The sequence below is a fragment of the Enterobacter cloacae complex sp. 2015409 genome (assembly GCF_041365315.1).
Lineage (GTDB): Bacteria > Pseudomonadota > Gammaproteobacteria > Enterobacterales > Enterobacteriaceae > Enterobacter > Enterobacter pseudoroggenkampii.
The window spans coordinates 911,257-929,884 of sequence record NZ_JBFTVM010000001.1 but is presented as its reverse complement, the minus strand read 5'-3'; the positions used below and the strand labels follow the sequence as shown (position 1 = coordinate 929,884).

Here is an 18,628-nt window from a genome sequence, read left to right as displayed (position 1 = left end):
CGGAAATCCGGCCCTTTTACAGGTAAGTTACGGTAAGGGAAGATTATTTCTTGCCTTCAACCCATTTGCCATCGACAAAGAAAGCTGACCATCCGGTCGCTTTACCCTCTTTCTCGGCCGCAACATACTGCTGCTTGGTTTTACGGCTAAACCGTACCACGGTTTTGTTGCCTTCCGGATCCTGCTGTGGCGCATCGGCCAGATAACGCAGTTTCTCAGGCAGACGATCGCGGAAGCGATGCAGCTCTTCCACCAGCGGCGCGCGCGTTTCACGCGATTTCGGGAAGGTGTTGGCGGCCAGGAAGACACCCGCAGCGCCGTCACGCAGCACAAAGTACGCGTCGGATTTCTCGCACGGCAGTTCTGGCAGCGGAACCGGATCTTCCTTCGGCGGAGCCACTTCACCATTACGCAGAATTTTGCGCGTGTTTTTACACTCGTCGTTGGTACAGGCCATGTACTTACCGAAACGCCCCATTTTCAGGTGCATTTCAGAGCCACACTTCTCGCACTCTACAATCGGGCCGTCATAGCCTTTAATGCGGAACTCGCCCTCTTCGATCTCATATCCGTCACACGTTGGGTTGTTACCGCAGACGTGCAGCTTACGTTTTGGATCGATCAGGTAGCTGTCCATTGCCGTGCCGCATTTTTTGCAGCGGCGTTTGGCACGCAGAGCGTTAGTTTCCGCATCGTCACCTTCCAGCACGTTGAGAACTTCGTTCTCAGGCACCAGGTTGATGGTGGTTTTACAGCGCTCTTTTGGCGACAGCGCGTAGCCGGAGCAGCCAAGGAACACGCCCGTCGTGGCAGTACGGATCCCCATCTTGCGACCACAGGTTGGGCAGTCGATGCTGGTCAGAACCATCTGGTTAGGCAGCATGCCACCCTCTTCAGGATCCTTCTCCGCTTTCTCAAGCTGGTCGGTAAAGTCGCTGAAGAAGCTGTCGAGGACCTTTTTCCATTCCGCCTGATGGCTGGCAACCTGGTCGAGGCTGTCTTCCATTTGCGCGGTGAAATCGTAGTTCATCAACTCGCGGAAGTTAGCTTCCAGACGGTCGGTGACGATCTCACCCATTTTTTCAGCATAGAAACGACGGTTTTCAGCGCGTACGTAACCACGGTCCTGAATCGTAGAGATGATCGACGCGTAGGTCGACGGACGGCCAATACCGCGTTTTTCCAGCTCTTTTACCAGAGATGCTTCACTGAAGCGTGCAGGCGGCTTGGTGAAGTGCTGGGCTGGCACGAGATCAACCAGCGAGAGCTCATCCCCTTTGTTCACTGCCGGCAGCGTTCGGTCTTCATCACCTTTACGCAGCGCAGGCATCACTTTCGTCCAGCCGTCGAAACGCAGGATACGTCCACGCGCTTTGAGACGGAAATCACCCGCACCAACGGTCAGCGTGGTGGAGTCATACTGTGCCGGGGTCATCTGGCACGCCACGAACTGGCGCCAGATCAGCTGATACAGCTTCTGCGCGTCGGCTTCCATATCTTTCAGCGATTCAGCGAGCACAGAGACATCAGAAGGACGAATCGCTTCGTGTGCTTCCTGAGAGTTCTCTTTGCTGGCGAACTGGTTAGCGCTTTCCGGCAGGTATTTCTTACCGAAATTGTCGCTGATGTAACCGCGCACCATGTTGACCGCGTCCTGGCTCAGGTTGGTTGAGTCGGTACGCATGTAGGTGATGTAGCCCGCTTCATACAGGCGCTGAGCCATCATCATGGTCTTCTTCACGCCGTAACCCAGACGCGTGCTTGCAGCCTGTTGCAGCGTTGAGGTAATAAACGGCGCACCCGGCTTGCTGCTGGTCGGTTTGTCTTCACGTTCCAGCACCTGGTAGCGTGCTTTTTCCAGCAGCGCTACGGCGGCCATGGTCTGGTCGCGGTTTTCTGGACGGAAAGGCTTATCGTTCTGATGGCTGACCTGCAGCGGCAGAGCGTCACCGCCCGGCGTGGTCACATTGGCGTCAACTTCCCAGAACTCTTCCGGCACGAAGGCTTTAATCTCGCGCTCACGCTCAACGACCAGACGCACGGCGACGGATTGCACACGCCCTGCTGACAGGCCACGGGCAATCTTCTTCCACAGCAGTGGAGAAACCATGTAGCCCACAACGCGGTCCATAAAGCGACGTGCCTGCTGCGCGTTTACACGGTCAATATTCAGTTCGCCCGGCTTCTCAAACGCCTGACGAATCGCATTCTTCGTAATTTCGTTAAACACTACACGACTGTAGCGTTTGTCATCACCACCAATCACTTCCCGCAGGTGCCATGCAATGGCTTCCCCTTCGCGGTCAAGGTCGGTTGCGAGATAGATGTGGTCTGCTTTTTCAGCCAGCTGCTTCAGCTCGTTAACGACTTTTTCTTTCCCGGGCAGCACTTCATATTGTGCGTCCCAGTTATGCCATGGGTTAACACCCATGCGGTTGACAAGCGCGCTACGTTCATCCTTTTTAGGCTTTTTAGCCCCTTTGGTGGAGGTAGAGTCTGCGCTCTTTTTGCTGGCTGAGCCACTGGTCGGCAAATCGCGGATATGACCCACGCTGGACTTAACCACGTAGTCATTACCCAGATACTTATTGATCGTTTTGGCTTTTGCCGGGGACTCAACGATGACGAGAGCTTTACCCATATTCACCTTTACCTAATTTAATTCTTCCAGGAATACGCCGCACGTTGATTTCCCTTCCGCTGACGACGAGCCAATGATATTGCGACTGCGTCAGGAGATATCAACCCCTTTGTCTTACCGGGCGTTGAAGAAAAGACGCCCAGGTGATTGAGTTCTCGGGTATTTTTCTCACATCTCGTGTAATTCGTGACGAATTCCCGGTTGAATGTCAAGCAATTCTGTTGCCAGAATGACGAAAGCGCACACTCTACCTGATAAAATTCGTTACGCAACTTTATTAGCATGCAAAAGCAAATCCCGCCAGCCAGGTCCCTGTACCTTATCCCCTCACATTACAGGGAAAATTTGCCCCCAAAGCGCCCTCGGCGTAGACTATTGTCACTGTTTAAGGAGTGGATTATGCAGAATACGACCCAACCTATTGACCGAGCCTCTCTGCTTATCGAAGCAAACAAGCTTATCCGTGACCACGAAGATACGCTGGCGGGCATTGAAGCCACCGGCGTAGAGCAGCGTAATGGCGTGCTGATTTTCAGCGGCGAATACTTCCTTGATGAACAGGGCTTGCCGACCCCGAAAAGCACCGCCGTGTTTAACATGTTTAAATACCTGGCGCATACGCTTTCCGAGAAATATCACCTGGTCGATTAACGCAAAACGCGAGGCATGTGCCTCGCGTTTTTGTTTACAGCAGCGGTTTTTGTCCGCGCTGTAGCCAGCGCAGCAGCAGGCGGTCCGCGCTTTCTGCCGCACTGTTGGTAAAGCGGTCAAGAAGCCGCTTACGCTGGGTAAAGCGCACGCCCACCAGTTCCCGGCCTTCCATCAGGTTGAGCAGCAGATCGTCGCTGGTTCCGACTTCATCCACCAGCCCTTTCTCCTGCGCCTGGACGCCGTACCAGTGCTCGCCTGTCGCAACTTGTTCAATATCGAGCGTCGGGCGCATACGATGCACAAAGTCTTTAAAGAGGTGATGCGTTTCGTTGAGATCTTCACGGAACTTTTGACGCCCTTCTTCCGTGTTTTCTCCCAGCAGCGTCAGGGTACGTTTATACTGACCCGCCGTGTGAAGTTCGATATCAATCTCTTTATTTTTCAGGAAGCGGTTAAAGTTCGGAATTTGCGCGACCACGCCGATCGAGCCAATGATAGAGAACGGTGCGGCCACAATTTTGTCCGCCACGCAGGCCATCATGTAGCCTCCGCTGGCCGCCACTTTATCCACGGCCACGGTCAGCGGGATCTGTTTTTCACGCAGACGCTGCAGCTGTGAGGCGGCCAGTCCGTAACCGTGAACCACCCCGCCCGGGCTTTCAAGACGCACGACAACCTGATCCTGCGGTGTCGCCACGGCCAGAACGGCAGTCACTTCCTCCCGCAGAGAAGAAACCTCATGCGCATCCATACTGCCTTTAAAATCGAGCACATAGACACGTGGCGTGGCCTTATCCTGCGGCGCATTGAGCTTCGCTTTTGCCTTTGCCGCTTTGGCTTCCTGTTTATGCTTTTTCTTCTGCGCTTTCAGCCAGAGTTTCTGTTGATGACTATCAAGCAGCGCCAGAGACATCTCTTCCTGCATCTCTTTATACTGCTCACTCAGGCGGGTGATGCGTAACTCCCCTCGCTGACGCTTGCGCTGCGTCAGGTTGACAATCAGAACGGCAACCACCGCAATGGCAATCACCACCGTCGCGATTTTGGCCAAAAACAACCCATATTGAGAAAGTAATTCCACACGTTCCACCTTGATTTAACCACGAATCTTTCACGGCAGTGTACATCAGCCCTGCCCATGCGTCTCGCTCGTGACATTACCTCTGCGAGCCGCCTTCAGGAATCCCCGCACTGACGTTTAAATATTTGCAAATTGTTAATTTTACAGTAATGCGTCCTGTAGACTGATTGAATTATTAGGCTAATTCGGGCATAAAGCCGAAAAGTCATCATAAAGGCGCCATTGCATCACCGGTCGCCTGAGGAGTCACCGTGCATTATCAACCGCAAAAAAATCTGCTGCAAAACCGGATTATTCTTGTCACCGGTGCCAGCGACGGGATTGGCCGCGAGGCGGCCCTGACCTACGCCGATTACGGCGCGAACGTCATTCTGATCGGGCGCAACGAAGAAAAACTGAAAAACGTCGCGCAGGAGATTGAGGCTGTATGCGGCACACCGGCCCCGTGGTATACACTCGATTTACTGACCTGCACGCCCGAAGTATGCCAGGAATTAGCCCAGCGCATCAGCGCCCACTATCCGAGACTCGACGGCGTACTGCATAACGCCGGTTTGTTAGGCGAAGTGCGTCCGATGGATGAACAGGATCCTGATATCTGGCTGCAGGTGATGCAGGTCAACGTCAACGGCACGTTTTTCCTTACGCAGGCATTGCTTCCTTTATTACTCAAATCCGAGTCAGGGTCACTGGTCTTTACCTCTTCCAGCGTTGGCCGTGAGGGACGCGCAAACTGGGGAGCCTATGCCGTATCAAAATTCGCGACCGAAGGCATGATGCAGGTGCTGGCAGAGGAGTACCAGAGCCGCCATCTGCGCGTAAACTGCATCAACCCGGGCGGTACGCGCACCAAAATGCGCGCCAGTGCGTTCCCGAGCGAAGATCCGCAGAAGCTGAAAACCCCGGCAGACATTATGCCGCTCTATCTCTGGCTGATGGGCGACGACAGCCGCCGCAAAACCGGGATGACCTTTGACGCCCAGCCGGGCCGTAAACCAGGAATTTCGCAATGAGTGAAGAACGTCATCAGCAGCGCCAGCAGCGTCTGAAAGAACAGGTCGATGCGCGCGTCGCGGCGGCACAGGACGAGCGTGGGATCGTCATTGTCTTTACCGGCAACGGCAAGGGGAAAACCACCGCCGCATTCGGTACGGCGACACGCGCCGTCGGACACGGGCAAAAAGTGGGCGTGATCCAGTTTATTAAAGGCACATGGCCCAACGGCGAGCGCAATTTGCTGGAGCCTCACGGCGTCGAGTTTCAGGTAATGGCAACCGGGTTTACGTGGAATACCCAGAACCGGGAAACGGATACCGCCGCCTGTCTCGCCGTCTGGGAGCATGCAAAGAGAATGCTGGCCGATCCTTCGCTGAATATGGTTCTGCTGGATGAGATAACCTATATGGTCGCCTACGACTACCTGCCGCTGGAAGCCGTGCTGGATGCTCTGAAGAACCGTCCTGTACACCAGACGGTTATCGTCACGGGGCGCGGATGTCATCGGGATATTCTGGAGATGGCCGATACCGTCAGCGAGCTGCGTCCGGTCAAACATGCGTTTGATGCGGGTATCAAAGCGCAAATTGGCGTTGATTACTAAAGAAAAAAGCCCGGTGAGTTCACCGGGCTTTTACATTAACCGTTGTTATTACGGCTGCCGGAGCGGCGACTGCTGCTCACCTGGCTGTGGCGCTTCACCGCGCGACGGATCTGATTCGCCTTCATGCGACGACGATCTTTTTCCACCGCCACTTTTGAGGTGGTTTCCGGCGTCAGGCCGACCAGCTCGCGCAGGTAGTTGGTTTGGGTCAGATCCAGTTCGGTATAACCACCGCGTGGCAGACCTTTCGGCAGTAGTATATCGCCGTAACGGACACGGATAAGACGGCTAACCTGTACGCCTACCGCTTCCCAGAGACGACGCACCTCGCGGTTGCGGCCTTCGGTCAGGGTCACGTTGTACCACTGGTTGATGCCTTCCCCACCGGTAAATTTGATGGTTTTGAACGCCGCAGGACCGTCTTCCAGCTGAACGCCACGCGACAGATCGCGCAGTTTATTCTCATCAACCTGGCCAAATACGCGCACCGCGTATTCACGTTCTACTTCACGGCTTGGGTGCATCAGACGGTTTGCCAGTTCACCATCGGTGGTAAACAGCAGCAGGCCGCAGGTGTTCACGTCCAGACGACCAACGGCAATCCAGCGAGCGCCGCGCAGTTTAGGCAGACGGTCAAACACCGTCGGACGACCTTCCGGGTCGTTGCGGGTGCACAGCTCGCCTTCCGGCTTGTAGTAAGCCAGCACGCGACAGATTTGTTCAGCGGACTCTTTCACGGAGATAAGATGACCGTCGATGCGGATCTTCAGCCCCGGTACGATTTCAACGCGGTCACCCAGCGTGGCGATTTTACCGTCCACACTCACGCGACCCGCTTCAATAATGGCTTCGATTTCACGGCGTGAGCCGTGGCCGGCACGCGCCAGCACTTTCTGTAACTTCTCGCTCATTGAGCTTCCTCAGGTGTCGCCTTCACAGGCGTCGAATCAGGTCAAAAGAGGGCTGAGCCCTGCTTTGATGGCCGCGTAGTATATCTGCTTATACCTTTACAAGAAAGGCTTTACATCACCCACGCCTTCACGAATCACTTCCGGTGCATCTTCGGTTAAGTCGACCACGGTGGTCGGCTGCTGGCCGAGATAGCCGCCGTGAATAATCAGCTCGACCACCTTCTCCAGACGATCTTTGATCTCTTCCGGATCGGACTCGGTAAATTCACTTCCCGGCAGCATCAGCGAGGTAGACAGCATCGGTTCGCCGAGGGTTTCCAGCAGAGCCTGCGCAATCGGGTTCGACGGCACGCGCATGCCGATAGTCTTACGCTTTTCCTGCAGCAGGCGGCGCGGCACCTCTTTCGTCCCTTTCAGGATGAAGGTGTAGTTGCCCGGCGTGTTGTTCTTAATCAGGCGAAACGCCACGTTATCGACATACGCGTAGGTCGACAGCTCAGAGAGATCGCGGCACATCAGGGTAAAGTTATGGCCGTCCGGCAGCTGGCGAATACGGCAAATGCGTTCCATTGCCCCTTTGTCTTCAATTTTGCAGCCCAGCGCGTAGCCTGAATCGGTCGGGTAGACAATCACGCCGCCTTTGCGGACGATCTCCACGGCCTGGTTGATCAGACGTGGCTGCGGGTTATCCGGATGGATATAGAAAAACTGACTCATACTTCCCTCTCTTCAATTTGCTGCGGCTGTTCCCAGAGCTGCCAGACCGGCTCAACGCCAGCGGGCAGCCAGAGCTTGCGCCCCAGTTCAATCCAGGCGCAGGGCTGATGGAAATCAGACCCCTGTGACCCAAGCAGGCCGAACTGGCGGGCATAGGTCGCGAGCTGCGCGCGCTCGTTGGGCGCCTGCTGACACTGGGCGACTTCCATCGCCTCGCCACCGCATTCGGCAAAGTGTGCCAGCAGTCTTTTCAGCCATTTAGCAGAAAGATTATACCGCCCCGGATGGGCCAGTATGGCCTTACCGCCAGAATGATGAATCACATCAATAGCTTGTTTTATTGTACACCACTGTGGCGGAACGTATCCGGTTTTCCCGCGCGCCAGATACTTTTTAAAAACATCCGCCATGGTCGTCGCTTTGCCTGCTTCAACCAGAAAACGGGCGAAATGACCGCGGGTGACTGCCCCGCCGTTCGCCAGCTTTTGCGCACCTTCCAGCGCGCCCGGAATATGCGCCTTTTCCAGACGCTCGCCGATCATCTCTGCGCGCTGGTTGCGGCGCGTTTTTTGTTCTTGCAAAAAGGCAATAAGTGCCGGATGGTCTATATCGATGTTCAGGCCAACGATATGAATCTCATGGTTTTCCCAGACGGTCGAAATCTCAACGCCGGACACCAGATTCAGCGCCAGCCCGCTGCGGGCGATCTCAGCGCGCGCCGCCGGAATGGCATCTGTCGTATCGTGATCGGTTATCGCCAGCGTACCGACGCGCATTTCAACGGCACGATGAACCAGGGCTTCGGGTGTCAGCAGGCCATCAGAGGCCTGAGTATGGCTGTGTAAATCATAAATAATGGCGTAGGTGGTATCGCTCAAAGCACTTCCCATAACAGGTTGGAGACATCCGAAAACCCCATGATACCGACTTCACGCGAAATTCTGAAATCAAGGGTTGACAACACGCCATCGAACTAGTTAACTAGTACGCAAGTTCACACGAGAAAGGTATCTGAAAATGACAGCACATTTCACTCTGCACGGTTGGTGGCGTACTTCCTGATCATCGGGCAGTGTCACGCGTCTGCGAAATGCAAACAGATACCCGCCCGCTACTCAGCGGGCTTTTTTTTGAACAGAATAAATGAGAACACCAACATGCAAACAGCCAAACCTCATCTCGAATTGCTGACCTGCGAGGCGGCCTATCGCCACAACCCCACCGCGCTGTTTCATCAGGTGTGCGGGGCACGTCCGGCAACGCTGCTACTGGAATCTGCAGACATCGACAGCAAAGACGATCTCAAGAGCCTGCTGCTGGTCGACAGCGCGCTGCGCATTACCGCTTTAGGTGACACTGTCACAATTAAGGCGCTGTCAGACAACGGCGCATCGCTGCTGCCGCTGCTGGATGCCGCCCTGCCTTCAGGCATTGAAAACGAACGTCATCCAGAAATGCGCATTCTGCATTTCCCGCCGGTGAGCCAGCTGCTGGACGAAGACGCGCGCCTCTGCTCCCTGTCCGTTTTCGATGCCTTCCGCCTGCTGCAGAACCTGGTTACCGTGCCGGAAGACGAGCGTGAGGCGATGTTCTTTGGTGGGCTGTTTGCTTATGACCTGGTCGCCGGATTTGAAGATTTGCCAGAAACCGAACAGGGTAATCGCTGCCCGGACTATTGTTTCTATCTGGCTGAAACCCTGCTGGTGATCGACCATCAGAAACAATACACCCGTATCCAGGCCAGCCTGTTCACGCCTTCGGCAGCTGAGAAAAACCGTCTTGAGCACCGCATCGCGCAGCTCCAGCAGCAGATGACGGAAGCGCCTCCTGCACTTCCGGTGCAGCGGGTGGAAAAAATGACCTGCGATGTGAACCAGACTGACGATCAGTACGGTGCCGTGGTTCGCCAGATGCAAAAGGCGATTCGCGCCGGGGAAATTTTCCAGGTGGTACCGTCCCGTCGCTTCTCACTGCCCTGCCCGTCGCCGCTCGCCGCCTACGACGTGCTGAAAAAAAGCAACCCGAGCCCGTACATGTTCTTTATGCAGGACAACGACTTCACGCTGTTCGGCGCCTCGCCGGAAAGCTCGCTGAAGTACGACGCCACCAGCCGTCAGATTGAGATCTACCCGATTGCCGGGACCCGTCCGCGCGGACGTCGCGCCGATGGCTCTCTGGATCGCGATTTGGACAGCCGTATCGAACTGGAAATGCGTACCGATCATAAAGAGCTCTCCGAGCACCTTATGCTGGTCGATCTGGCGCGTAACGATCTGGCCCGTATTTGTACCCCGGGCAGCCGCTACGTGGCGGACCTGACTAAAGTCGACCGCTATTCGTTCGTGATGCACCTGGTCTCTCGCGTAGTGGGCGAGCTGCGCCACGACCTCGACGTGCTGCACGCCTATCGCGCCTGCATGAACATGGGCACCCTGAGCGGTGCGCCGAAAGTGCGCGCCATGCAGCTGATTGCCGCGGCCGAAGGACGCCGTCGCGGCAGCTACGGCGGCGCGGTAGGCTACTTCACGGCCCACGGTGACCTCGATACCTGCATCGTGATCCGCTCCGCCTATGTCGAAGACGGCATTGCTACCGTCCAGGCGGGTGCCGGAATTGTTCTTGATTCTGTTCCGCAGTCTGAAGCTGACGAAACGCGCAGCAAAGCCCGTGCGGTCCTTCGCGCCATTGCTACCGCACACCATGCACAGGAGATTTTCTGATGGCTGACATTCTGCTGCTCGATAATATCGACTCCTTTACCTATAACCTGGCAGATCAGCTGCGTGCGAATGGCCACAACGTTGTTATCTACCGCAACCACGTCCCGGCGCAGACCCTGATTGACCGTCTGGCAACTATGCAAAACCCGGTGCTGATGCTCTCCCCGGGGCCAGGCGCACCGAGCGAAGCAGGCTGTATGCCGGAGCTGCTGACCCGCATGCGCGGCAAGCTGCCGATTATCGGCATCTGCCTCGGCCATCAGGCAATTGTTGAAGCCTACGGCGGCTACGTCGGCCAGGCGGGTGAGATCCTGCACGGTAAAGCGTCCAGCATTGAACATGACGGCCAGGCAATGTTTGCCGGGCTGCCGAACCCGCTTCCGGTCGCGCGCTATCACTCGCTGGTTGGCAGCAATATTCCCGCCGGGCTGACCATTAACGCCTCGTTTGAAGGGATGGTGATGGCGGTACGTCACGATGCGGATCGCGTCTGCGGCCTGCAGTTCCACCCGGAATCGATCCTGACCTCCCACGGCGCCCGCCTGCTGGAGCAGACGCTCGACTGGGCGTTACAGAAGCTGGAGCAGACCAATACCCTGCAGCCGATTCTGGAAAAACTGTACCAGGCGCAGACCCTGAGCCAACAGGAGAGCCACCAGCTCTTCTCCGCCGTGGTTCGCGGCGAGCTGAAGCCTGAGCAGCTGGCGGCCGCGCTGGTGAGCATGAAAGTGCGCGGCGAAAGCCCGCAGGAGATCGCCGGTGCCGCTACGGCCCTGCTGGAAAATGCCGCCCCGTTCCCGCGCCCGGACTATCAGTTTGCCGATATTGTTGGCACCGGGGGAGACGGCAGTAACAGCATCAATATCTCCACCGCCAGCGCCTTCGTGGCGGCGGCGTGTGGTTTAAAGGTCGCAAAACACGGTAACCGCAGCGTTTCCAGCCGGTCTGGTTCTTCCGATTTGCTCGCCGCATTCGGTATTAATCTCGATATGAACGCCGAGCGTTCCCGTGAAGCGCTGGATGACCTGGGCGTCTGCTTCCTGTTTGCGCCGAAGTATCACACCGGTTTCCGCCACGCGATGCCGGTTCGTCAGCAGCTTAAAACCCGCACGCTGTTTAACGTGCTCGGCCCGCTGATCAACCCGGCGCACCCGCCGCTGGCGCTGATTGGCGTCTACAGTCCGGAACTGGTACTGCCGATTGCCGAGACGCTGCGCGTGCTGGGTTACCAGCGTGCCGCCGTGGTGCACAGCGGTGGTATGGACGAAGTGTCACTGCATGCGCCAACGCTGGTAGCCGAACTGCGCGACGGTGAAATCCTGAGCTACCAGCTGGAAGCCGCTGACTTTGGTTTAACCCCGTATCACCAGGAAGCGCTGGCCGGCGGTACGCCGGAAGAAAACCGTGACATTCTGACGCGCTTATTACAAGGTAAGGGAGAGGTCGCTCATGAGGCCGCCGTTGCTGCCAACGTCGCCATGCTGATGCGTTTGCACGGTGAGGAAGACCTGAAGGCCAACGTTCAAAAAGTTCTGGATGTACTGCGCTCCGGTGCAGCTTACGATCGCGTTACCGCACTTGCGGCAAGAGGGTAAAGAATGCAGACCGTTTTAGCGAAAATCGTTGCCGATAAGGCCATCTGGGTGGAAGCCCGCAAGCAACAGCAGCCGCTTGCCAGTTTCCAGAACGACGTCGTACCAAGCCAACGTCGTTTCTATGATGCCCTGCAGGGTGCGCGCACCGCGTTTATTCTTGAGTGCAAAAAAGCCTCCCCGTCAAAAGGCGTTATTCGTGACGATTTTGACCCGGCACGTATTGCCGGCATTTATAAGCATCATGCGTCAGCCATCTCCGTGCTGACGGATGAGAAATATTTCCAGGGCAGCTTCGATTTTCTGCCGATCGTCAGCGGCATCGCGCCGCAGCCGATCCTGTGCAAAGACTTTATTATCGATCCGTATCAGATCTGGCTGGCACGCTTTTACCAGGCCGACGCCTGCCTGCTAATGCTCTCGGTACTTGACGACGAGCAGTATCGCCAGCTTTCCGCCGTGGCGCACAGCCTGAACATGGGCGTGCTGACCGAAGTGAGTAATGAAGAAGAGCTGGAACGCGCGATTGCGCTGGAAGCCAAAGTGGTTGGCATTAACAACCGCGATCTGCGTGACCTGTCCATTGACCTGAACCGCACGCGCCAGCTGGCACCGCGTCTGGGCGCTGGCGTCACGGTGATCAGCGAATCCGGCATTAACAGCTACGCCCAGGTGCGCGAGCTGAGCCACTTCGCCAACGGTTTCCTGATTGGCTCCGCCATGATGGAACATGACGATCTCAATGCGGCAGTACGTCGCGTGCTGCTGGGTGAAAACAAAGTCTGCGGCTTAACCCGCGAACAGGACGCCCAGGCCGCGTATGAAGCCGGGGCGATTTATGGCGGGCTGATTTTTGTGGATTCCTCTCCTCGCGCGGTCAGCGAAGAGCAAGCGCGTAAGATCATCGCCGCGGCTCCGCTCAGCTATGTTGGCGTGTTCCGCAACGCAGACATCGCAGAGGTGGTTGAAAAAGCCGACGCGTTATCCCTGAGCGCGGTGCAGCTCCACGGCGAAGAAGATCAGGCCTATATCGATGCCCTGCGCGCCACGCTGGCACCGCAGGTACAGATCTGGAAAGCGCAACGCGTTGACGATACGTTGCCCCCGCGTAACCTGAACCACGTGGATAAATACGTCCTCGATAACGGCCAGGGCGGAACCGGCCAGCGTTTTGACTGGTCTCTGCTGAACGGCGAAAAGCTGGACAACGTTCTGCTGGCGGGCGGATTAAGCCCGGACAACTGTGTAGAAGCCGCGAAAACCGGCTGCGCAGGCCTCGATTTCAATTCAGGCGTAGAGTCCCAGCCGGGTATTAAAGATGCCAGCAAACTGGCCTCGGTTTTTAAAACTCTGCGTGCATATTAAGGAAGAAAAGATGACGACATTACTTAACCCGTATTTTGGTGAGTTCGGTGGGATGTACGTCCCGCAAATCCTGATGCCCGCGCTGCGCCAGCTGGAAGACGCGTTTGTGAGTGCGCAGAAGGATCCGGCGTTTCAGGCGGAATTTACCGACCTGCTGAAAAACTATGCAGGCCGCCCAACGGCCCTGACCAAATGCCGCAACCTGACAGAAGGCACCAAAACCACGCTGTATCTGAAGCGTGAAGACCTGCTGCACGGCGGCGCACATAAGACTAACCAGGTGCTGGGCCAGGCGCTGCTCGCGAAGCGTATGGGTAAAACCGAAATCATCGCCGAAACAGGTGCAGGCCAGCACGGCGTGGCCTCGGCGCTCGCCAGCGCCCTGCTCGGCCTGAAATGCCGCATCTATATGGGGGCGAAAGACGTTGAGCGTCAGTCTCCGAACGTTTTCCGTATGCGTCTGATGGGTGCGGAAGTGATCCCGGTGCACAGCGGCTCCGCGACGCTGAAGGATGCCTGTAACGAAGCGCTGCGCGACTGGTCTGGCAGCTACGAAACCGCGCACTATATGCTCGGTACCGCGGCGGGCCCGCACCCGTTCCCGACCATCGTGCGTGAATTCCAGCGTATGATCGGGGAAGAGACCAAAGCACAGATCCTCGAAAAAGAAGGTCGTCTGCCGGATGCGGTCATCGCCTGCGTCGGCGGCGGATCTAACGCCATCGGTATGTTCGCAGACTTTATCGACGACACCAGCGTGGGTCTGATTGGCGTCGAGCCTGCGGGTCACGGCATTGAATCGGGTGAACACGGCGCGCCGCTGAAGCATGGCCGCGTGGGGATCTACTTCGGCATGAAATCCCCGATGATGCAGACCGATGAAGGCCAGATTGAAGAGTCTTACTCTATTTCTGCCGGCCTCGATTTCCCGTCCGTAGGACCGCAGCACGCCTATCTGAACAGCACCGGTCGTGCGGACTATGTCTCCATTACCGATGACGAAGCGCTGGAGGCGTTTAAAACGCTGTGCCGCAGCGAAGGGATCATCCCGGCGCTGGAGTCTTCACACGCTCTGGCCCATGCGCTGAAAATGATGAAAGACAATCCGGAAAAAGAACAGCTGCTGGTGGTGAACCTTTCCGGTCGCGGTGACAAAGATATCTTCACCGTTCACGATATTCTGAAAGCACGAGGGGAAATCTGATGGAACGCTACGATAACGTATTTGCAGAACTGAAATCCCGCCAGGAAGGCGCGTTCGTTCCCTTCGTCACCCTGGGCGACCCTGGCCCTGAACAGTCGCTGAAGATCATCGACACCCTGATTGAAGCCGGTGCCGATGCGCTGGAGCTGGGGATCCCGTTCTCTGACCCGTTGGCGGATGGCCCGACCATTCAGAATGCGACGCTGCGCGCGTTTGCCTCGGGCGTCACGCCGACCCAGTGCTTCGAGATGCTGGCGGCGATCCGTCAGAAGCACCCCACTATCCCGATTGGCCTGCTGATGTACGCCAACCTGGTATTCAACCGCGGTATCGATGAGTTTTACGCCGAGTGCGCGCGCGTGGGCGTCGACTCCGTTCTGGTCGCCGACGTGCCGGTTGAGGAGTCTGCGCCATTCCGCCAGGCGGCAATGCGCCATAACGTTGCCCCGATTTTCATCTGTCCACCGAACGCTGATGACGAACTGCTGCGCCAGATAGCCTCTTACGGGCGCGGTTACACCTACCTGCTCTCCCGCGCAGGTGTGACCGGTGCCGAGAATAAAGCCGCATTGCCGCTGCATCACCTGGTGGAGAAGCTGGCCGAGTACCATGCCGCACCTCCGCTGCAGGGTTTCGGGATTTCATCCCCGGATCAGGTCACCGCAGCGATTGAGGCGAAAGCAGCAGGTGCCATCTCCGGCTCTGCGATTGTGAAGATCATCGAAAAGAACGTGGACAAGCCAGAGCAGATGCTGGTCGAGCTGAAAGCGTTTGTGACTGCAATGAAAGCGGCGACGCGTAAAGCCTAACCCTTCGACCGTCTGGCATCCCAGCCAGACGGTCCTTTTTTTTACACACTCTCTTCATTTCCAGCGCTCATATCAGTTGCAATAAATAGCACGCTAATACTTAATTCATCCCTTCACTAAACAAGTAGTCAACAATATCTCTTTGTCGATTTACATACTGCAAAGAATGTATAAAGTATGCGTATATCTGTTATTGCGAAAAATATTTGGTCAAAATGTTAAGAAGTTTAATTTGTGGATGGGAAGAGTGTGACCTGAGTATTTACCGTCAGGCTTATTCTGTTTATGGCGGAAGTGTATGCACACACCCGGATGTGCTAACTTACCTGGCAAACAAACGAAAAAAAGACATTCGTTTTTTCTGTAGAAAAAAAGATGGTATTATTGTTTCATCAACTTACTCCATCAGTGGATCCCTGAATCTCTATTCAAAATCGCACCCGTTTGTTTTTGAGGATATAATATTACCCAGCGCCCCTCATTCAAAATTTTTCCTTCCCGTCAGGACAAAAAAACTTTCGCCATTACAGAAAAATGCGTTCATCAATTCATTCAGCAGTAAAATGCTGAATGATGAGATATGTCATATGAAATCTGTATTTTCTCCAAAAACGATTAAGAAAAGAAATGGCGAAAGGAATCGTTTCCTCAAGCTTGGAGGGGAAATACTGGATGTGAATACTCTTTCTGCTGAGGAAATTTGCGACAGTTACATAAACTTATTTAATGCTCGCTGGCGCGGTAAGATATCACCCTATCCAAGAGATAACCTGCTGGATGCTATTGAAAATCTGAGGCATATGGTTTTTGGCTCCGCGCTCGCATTCAATAAAAAAATCATAGCAATTGATTTAATATTCAAAACTGAATGCCCCGAATGGATCTATTTCGATGACATCAATGGTGGATATGATCCCCAATATAATGACATTGGTGCGGGGAGCGTCTTGCTCTGGGAAAATTATAATCGCGCCCGAGAGCTGTGTGAGCGGGATGAGAAACAAATCATATTCTCATTGGGAAAAAACTTCTCCGGAATGGAGTATAAAAAACAGTGGTGTAATATCATTCCTCTGAGACGTGTATTTTGATGCAATTTTATGACGTACCTTAGCTGTACGTCTTATAAAAAATAAGACTACGGCCACTCGGATCTTTGCAAACTTCTTAATCCATTATCTGCTGAGCACTTTTCATGGTGACATTTTTGTTTGCAATTTCTCTTGCGGCCTCTTTAAGGGCTATATTCATCGCCACCGTTGTTACTGGCTTTGCAACGCCTTTTACGCGATTTGATTTACTCTGAAAAACATAGATATCCAGGGGGTTAGCTAGCTTTCTTTTATTAAATAATTGCCGCAGTATCTTGCACAGTCTCACTGTCCGCGACTCAAATTTTGGTGTTGCCGCGAGATACAACAGATCATCGTTAATATCACTGTATTTTATGTTTACAACCCGGCAGCTTTCAGTACGTAAAAAAAATAACGTCAACCATAAATCACCCCACGTCTTTGAAATTCGGTACAACTTCTGATGAATGACCATGAATTCACCAGTGGTTATAGAATCAGTTTTCGCCATTGAAAACGCCTGCATCGAGCTTTAGCATGCCTTAACATAACATTAACTATTTAAATATTTATTCAACGCCTGTGCTGTCGCCTCCTGAAGCCAGGCGAGGCTGAATAAGCCGCTCGGTTTAGTGATAAAAGTCATGAAAAAGGGATGTATTTTAGAGAAAGGCATCAGCGAGGTTTTAGAGTAAGGAAAAAAGTTATATATTCCAGTCCGTTAATTTCACATATTCCTTCTGAGTTCAGAGGCTTATTCATGTCATGGCAATCCTTCAAACTGGCTTACCTGGTTAAGTTCTGGTCACCTGTTCCGGCCGTTATCGCGGCAGGCATTCTCTCTACTTATTATTTCGGCATTACCGGCACCTTCTGGGCCGTGACCGGCGAGTTCACCCGCTGGGGTGGTCAATTGTTGCAACTCGCAGGCGTGCATACCGAAGAGTGGGGATACTTTAAGCTCATTCATCTGGACGGCACCCCGCTCACCCGCATCGACGGGATGATGATCATCGGCATGTTCGGCGGCTGTTTCGCGGCGGCGCTGTGGGCAAACAACGTTAAGTTGCGTATGCCCAAAAGCCGGATCCGCATTCTGCAGGCGATTATCGGCGGCATAATTGCCGGATTCGGCGCGCGCCTGGCGATGGGGTGCAACCTTGCCGCCTTCTTTACCGGGATCCCTCAGTTTTCTCTTCACGCCTGGTTCTTTGCTGTCGCCACGGCTATTGGCTCTTACTTTGGCGCAAAATTCACTCTACTGCCGCTGTTTCGCATTCCAGTGAAAATGGTAAAAGTCAGCGCAGCGTCTCCGTTAACCCAGAAGCCCTCGCAGGCACGCCACCGTTTCCGCCTCGGAATGCTGGTCTTTTTCGCCATGGTGGCATGGGCGCTCTGCACCGCCCTGAACCAGCCTAAGCTCGGTCTGGCGATGCTGTTCGGTGTGGGGTTTGGTCTGCTCATTGAACGCGCGCAGATCTGCTTCACCTCCGCGTTTCGCGATATGTGGATCACCGGGCGCACGATGATGGCGAAGGCGATTATCGCCGGGATGGCGGTCAGCGCCATCGGCATCTTCAGCTATGTTCAACTGGGCGTCGAACCAAAAATCATGTGGGCCGGTCCTAACGCGGTCATTGGCGGCCTGCTGTTCGGCTTCGGGATCGTGCTGGCTGGCGGGTGTGAAACCGGCTGGATGTATCGCGCCGTCGAAGGCCAGGTGCATTACTGGTGGGTGGGTCTGGGAAATGTGATTGGTTCTACGATCCTGGCGTATTACTGGGATAACTTGTCTCCCGTCCTGGCCACCAGCTGGGACAAGGTCAACCTGCTGAATACCTTCGGGCCTCTCGGCGGCCTGTTGGTCACCTACGCCCTGCTGCTGGTCGCTTTTTTACTGGTCGTCGCACAGGAGAAACGCTTCTTCCGCCGTGCCACTGTCAAACCTGAAACGCAGGAGAACGCCGCATGAAAGAGATCGTGCCTGATTACCGTCTGGATATGGTCGGTGAGCCCTGTCCTTATCCGGCGGTTGCTACGCTTGAAGCACTACCGCAGCTTAAGAAAGGTGAAATTCTGGAGGTGGTCAGCGACTGCCCGCAGTCCATCAACAACATACCGCTGGATGCGAAAAACCACGGTTATACGGTGCTGGATATCCAGCAGGATGGCCCCACCATTCGCTATCTGATTCAAAAATGATCGCTAAGGGCCTCGTAAGGGGCCTTTATCGTATTGAATTATAAGACATCTTGATCCACGGC

Annotated in this window: 18 protein-coding genes and 1 other annotated feature; of the genes, 12 read left to right on the top strand and 6 right to left on the bottom strand. The window is 54.9% G+C overall.

The window, feature by feature from the left end; translation table 11 throughout:
• Positions 1-43 precede the first annotated feature (43 nt).
• Positions 44-2,641: a type I DNA topoisomerase gene (topA, locus tag ACDO57_RS04425; protein WP_024907119.1), complete on the bottom strand. Its 2,598-nt coding sequence runs from the start codon at positions 2,639-2,641 to the stop codon at positions 44-46.
• A gap of 399 nt (positions 2,642-3,040) precedes the next feature.
• On the opposite strand from topA, the gene ACDO57_RS04420 reads away from it, so the two are divergent.
• Positions 3,041-3,292, top strand: a complete 252-nt coding sequence (locus tag ACDO57_RS04420; RefSeq protein WP_023312072.1) for a YciN family protein — start codon at positions 3,041-3,043, stop codon at positions 3,290-3,292.
• A gap of 34 nt (positions 3,293-3,326) precedes the next feature.
• Here ACDO57_RS04420 and sohB read toward each other — a convergent pair whose 3' ends face one another.
• Positions 3,327-4,373, bottom strand: a complete 1,047-nt coding sequence (gene sohB, locus ACDO57_RS04415; protein WP_032647576.1) for a protease SohB — start codon at positions 4,371-4,373, stop codon at positions 3,327-3,329.
• Positions 4,374-4,624: 251 nt separating this feature from the next.
• Between sohB and ACDO57_RS04410 the strand changes: the two genes are divergently transcribed.
• Both ACDO57_RS04410 and cobO read left to right on the top strand, forming a co-directional pair.
• The gene (locus ACDO57_RS04410; RefSeq protein ID WP_370883568.1) at positions 4,625-5,386 is read left to right on the top strand and encodes a YciK family oxidoreductase; all 762 of its coding nucleotides are present in this window, start codon (positions 4,625-4,627) and stop codon (positions 5,384-5,386) included.
• Positions 5,383-5,973 carry a cob(I)yrinic acid a,c-diamide adenosyltransferase gene (gene cobO / locus ACDO57_RS04405; RefSeq protein ID WP_024907116.1) on the top strand — a complete coding sequence of 197 codons (591 nt, stop codon included), beginning with the start codon at positions 5,383-5,385 and terminating at the stop codon, positions 5,971-5,973. The genes ACDO57_RS04410 and cobO overlap by 4 nt, the downstream gene beginning before the upstream one ends.
• Positions 5,974-6,008: 35 nt before the next feature.
• Here the strand turns inward: cobO and rluB are convergent, their stop codons facing one another.
• From rluB to rnm, 3 genes are all read right to left on the bottom strand, one after another.
• On the bottom strand, positions 6,009-6,884 hold the full coding sequence (gene rluB / locus ACDO57_RS04400; protein WP_023312076.1) for a 23S rRNA pseudouridine(2605) synthase RluB: 876 nt from the start codon (positions 6,882-6,884) through the stop codon (positions 6,009-6,011).
• Between the two features lie 96 nt (positions 6,885-6,980).
• Complete coding sequence (locus tag ACDO57_RS04395; protein ID WP_003856793.1) at positions 6,981-7,601, bottom strand: L-threonylcarbamoyladenylate synthase; 621 nt, start codon at positions 7,599-7,601, stop codon at positions 6,981-6,983.
• On the bottom strand, positions 7,598-8,479 hold the full coding sequence (gene rnm, locus ACDO57_RS04390; protein ID WP_370883567.1) for an RNase AM: 882 nt from the start codon (positions 8,477-8,479) through the stop codon (positions 7,598-7,600). Before rnm ends, ACDO57_RS04395 begins: the two co-directional genes overlap by 4 nt.
• Before the next feature lie 139 nt (positions 8,480-8,618).
• On the opposite strand from rnm, the gene trpL reads away from it, so the two are divergent.
• The 7 genes from trpL to ACDO57_RS04355 all read left to right on the top strand — a co-directional run bounded on the left by trpL (position 8,619) and on the right by ACDO57_RS04355 (position 16,382).
• Entirely contained in the window at positions 8,619-8,663 is a 45-nt protein-coding gene (gene trpL, locus ACDO57_RS04385; protein ID WP_106993556.1) for a trp operon leader peptide, read from the top strand.
• Positions 8,640-8,733: a sequence feature (Trp leader region), on the top strand. It overlaps the preceding gene by 24 nt.
• Before the next feature lie 25 nt (positions 8,734-8,758).
• Complete coding sequence (locus ACDO57_RS04380; protein WP_370883566.1) at positions 8,759-10,321, top strand: anthranilate synthase component 1; 1,563 nt, start codon at positions 8,759-8,761, stop codon at positions 10,319-10,321.
• Positions 10,321-11,916 carry a bifunctional anthranilate synthase glutamate amidotransferase component TrpG/anthranilate phosphoribosyltransferase TrpD gene (gene trpD, locus ACDO57_RS04375; protein ID WP_032647582.1) on the top strand — a complete coding sequence of 532 codons (1,596 nt, stop codon included), beginning with the start codon at positions 10,321-10,323 and terminating at the stop codon, positions 11,914-11,916. The genes ACDO57_RS04380 and trpD overlap by 1 nt, the downstream gene beginning before the upstream one ends.
• Positions 11,917-11,919: 3 nt before the next feature.
• Positions 11,920-13,278, top strand: coding sequence for a bifunctional indole-3-glycerol-phosphate synthase TrpC/phosphoribosylanthranilate isomerase TrpF (gene trpCF, locus ACDO57_RS04370; protein WP_370883565.1), 1,359 nt, complete (start codon positions 11,920-11,922; stop codon positions 13,276-13,278).
• A 10-nt stretch (positions 13,279-13,288) separates the two neighbouring features.
• On the top strand, positions 13,289-14,482 hold the full coding sequence (gene trpB / locus ACDO57_RS04365; protein ID WP_370883564.1) for a tryptophan synthase subunit beta: 1,194 nt from the start codon (positions 13,289-13,291) through the stop codon (positions 14,480-14,482).
• Positions 14,482-15,291 (top strand): tryptophan synthase subunit alpha, encoded by an 810-nt coding sequence (gene trpA / locus ACDO57_RS04360; RefSeq protein WP_090416689.1) that lies wholly within the window; start codon positions 14,482-14,484, stop codon positions 15,289-15,291. Before trpB ends, trpA begins: the two co-directional genes overlap by 1 nt.
• 215 nt (positions 15,292-15,506) lie before the next feature.
• Entirely contained in the window at positions 15,507-16,382 is an 876-nt protein-coding gene (locus ACDO57_RS04355) for a transcriptional regulator (protein WP_370883563.1), read from the top strand.
• A 76-nt stretch (positions 16,383-16,458) separates the two neighbouring features.
• On the opposite strand, the gene ACDO57_RS04350 is transcribed toward ACDO57_RS04355, so the two are convergent.
• Positions 16,459-16,875 (bottom strand): hypothetical protein, encoded by a 417-nt coding sequence (locus ACDO57_RS04350; RefSeq protein WP_370883562.1) that lies wholly within the window; start codon positions 16,873-16,875, stop codon positions 16,459-16,461.
• 249 nt (positions 16,876-17,124) lie between these two features.
• Here ACDO57_RS04350 and yedE point away from each other — a divergent pair, with 249 nt between their 5' ends.
• Positions 17,125-18,336, top strand: a complete 1,212-nt coding sequence (gene yedE, locus ACDO57_RS04345) for a selenium metabolism membrane protein YedE/FdhT (protein ID WP_370883561.1) — start codon at positions 17,125-17,127, stop codon at positions 18,334-18,336.
• Positions 18,333-18,566 carry a sulfurtransferase-like selenium metabolism protein YedF gene (gene yedF / locus ACDO57_RS04340; RefSeq protein WP_003856774.1) on the top strand — a complete coding sequence of 78 codons (234 nt, stop codon included), beginning with the start codon at positions 18,333-18,335 and terminating at the stop codon, positions 18,564-18,566. Before yedE ends, yedF begins: the two co-directional genes overlap by 4 nt.
• Positions 18,567-18,628 lie beyond the last annotated feature (62 nt).

What these genes read in the sequence shown, in the direction of transcription:
- topA (WP_024907119.1), bottom strand. Translation starts at nt 2,641, where the DNA reads ATGGGTAAAGCTCTCGTCATCGTTGAGTCCCCGGCAAAAGCCAAAACG.
- ACDO57_RS04420 (WP_023312072.1), top strand. Translation starts at nt 3,041, where the DNA reads ATGCAGAATACGACCCAACCTATTGACCGAGCCTCTCTGCTTATCGAA.
- cobO (WP_024907116.1), top strand. Translation starts at nt 5,383, where the DNA reads ATGAGTGAAGAACGTCATCAGCAGCGCCAGCAGCGTCTGAAAGAACAG.
- rluB (WP_023312076.1), bottom strand. Translation starts at nt 6,884, where the DNA reads ATGAGCGAGAAGTTACAGAAAGTGCTGGCGCGTGCCGGCCACGGCTCA.
- ACDO57_RS04395 (WP_003856793.1), bottom strand. Translation starts at nt 7,601, where the DNA reads ATGAGTCAGTTTTTCTATATCCATCCGGATAACCCGCAGCCACGTCTG.
- ACDO57_RS04380 (WP_370883566.1), top strand. Translation starts at nt 8,759, where the DNA reads ATGCAAACAGCCAAACCTCATCTCGAATTGCTGACCTGCGAGGCGGCC.
- trpD (WP_032647582.1), top strand. Translation starts at nt 10,321, where the DNA reads ATGGCTGACATTCTGCTGCTCGATAATATCGACTCCTTTACCTATAAC.
- trpCF (WP_370883565.1), top strand. Translation starts at nt 11,920, where the DNA reads ATGCAGACCGTTTTAGCGAAAATCGTTGCCGATAAGGCCATCTGGGTG.
- trpB (WP_370883564.1), top strand. Translation starts at nt 13,289, where the DNA reads ATGACGACATTACTTAACCCGTATTTTGGTGAGTTCGGTGGGATGTAC.
- trpA (WP_090416689.1), top strand. Translation starts at nt 14,482, where the DNA reads ATGGAACGCTACGATAACGTATTTGCAGAACTGAAATCCCGCCAGGAA.
- ACDO57_RS04355 (WP_370883563.1), top strand. Translation starts at nt 15,507, where the DNA reads ATGTTAAGAAGTTTAATTTGTGGATGGGAAGAGTGTGACCTGAGTATT.
- ACDO57_RS04350 (WP_370883562.1), bottom strand. Translation starts at nt 16,875, where the DNA reads ATGGCGAAAACTGATTCTATAACCACTGGTGAATTCATGGTCATTCAT.
- yedE (WP_370883561.1), top strand. Translation starts at nt 17,125, where the DNA reads ATGTCATGGCAATCCTTCAAACTGGCTTACCTGGTTAAGTTCTGGTCA.
- yedF (WP_003856774.1), top strand. Translation starts at nt 18,333, where the DNA reads ATGAAAGAGATCGTGCCTGATTACCGTCTGGATATGGTCGGTGAGCCC.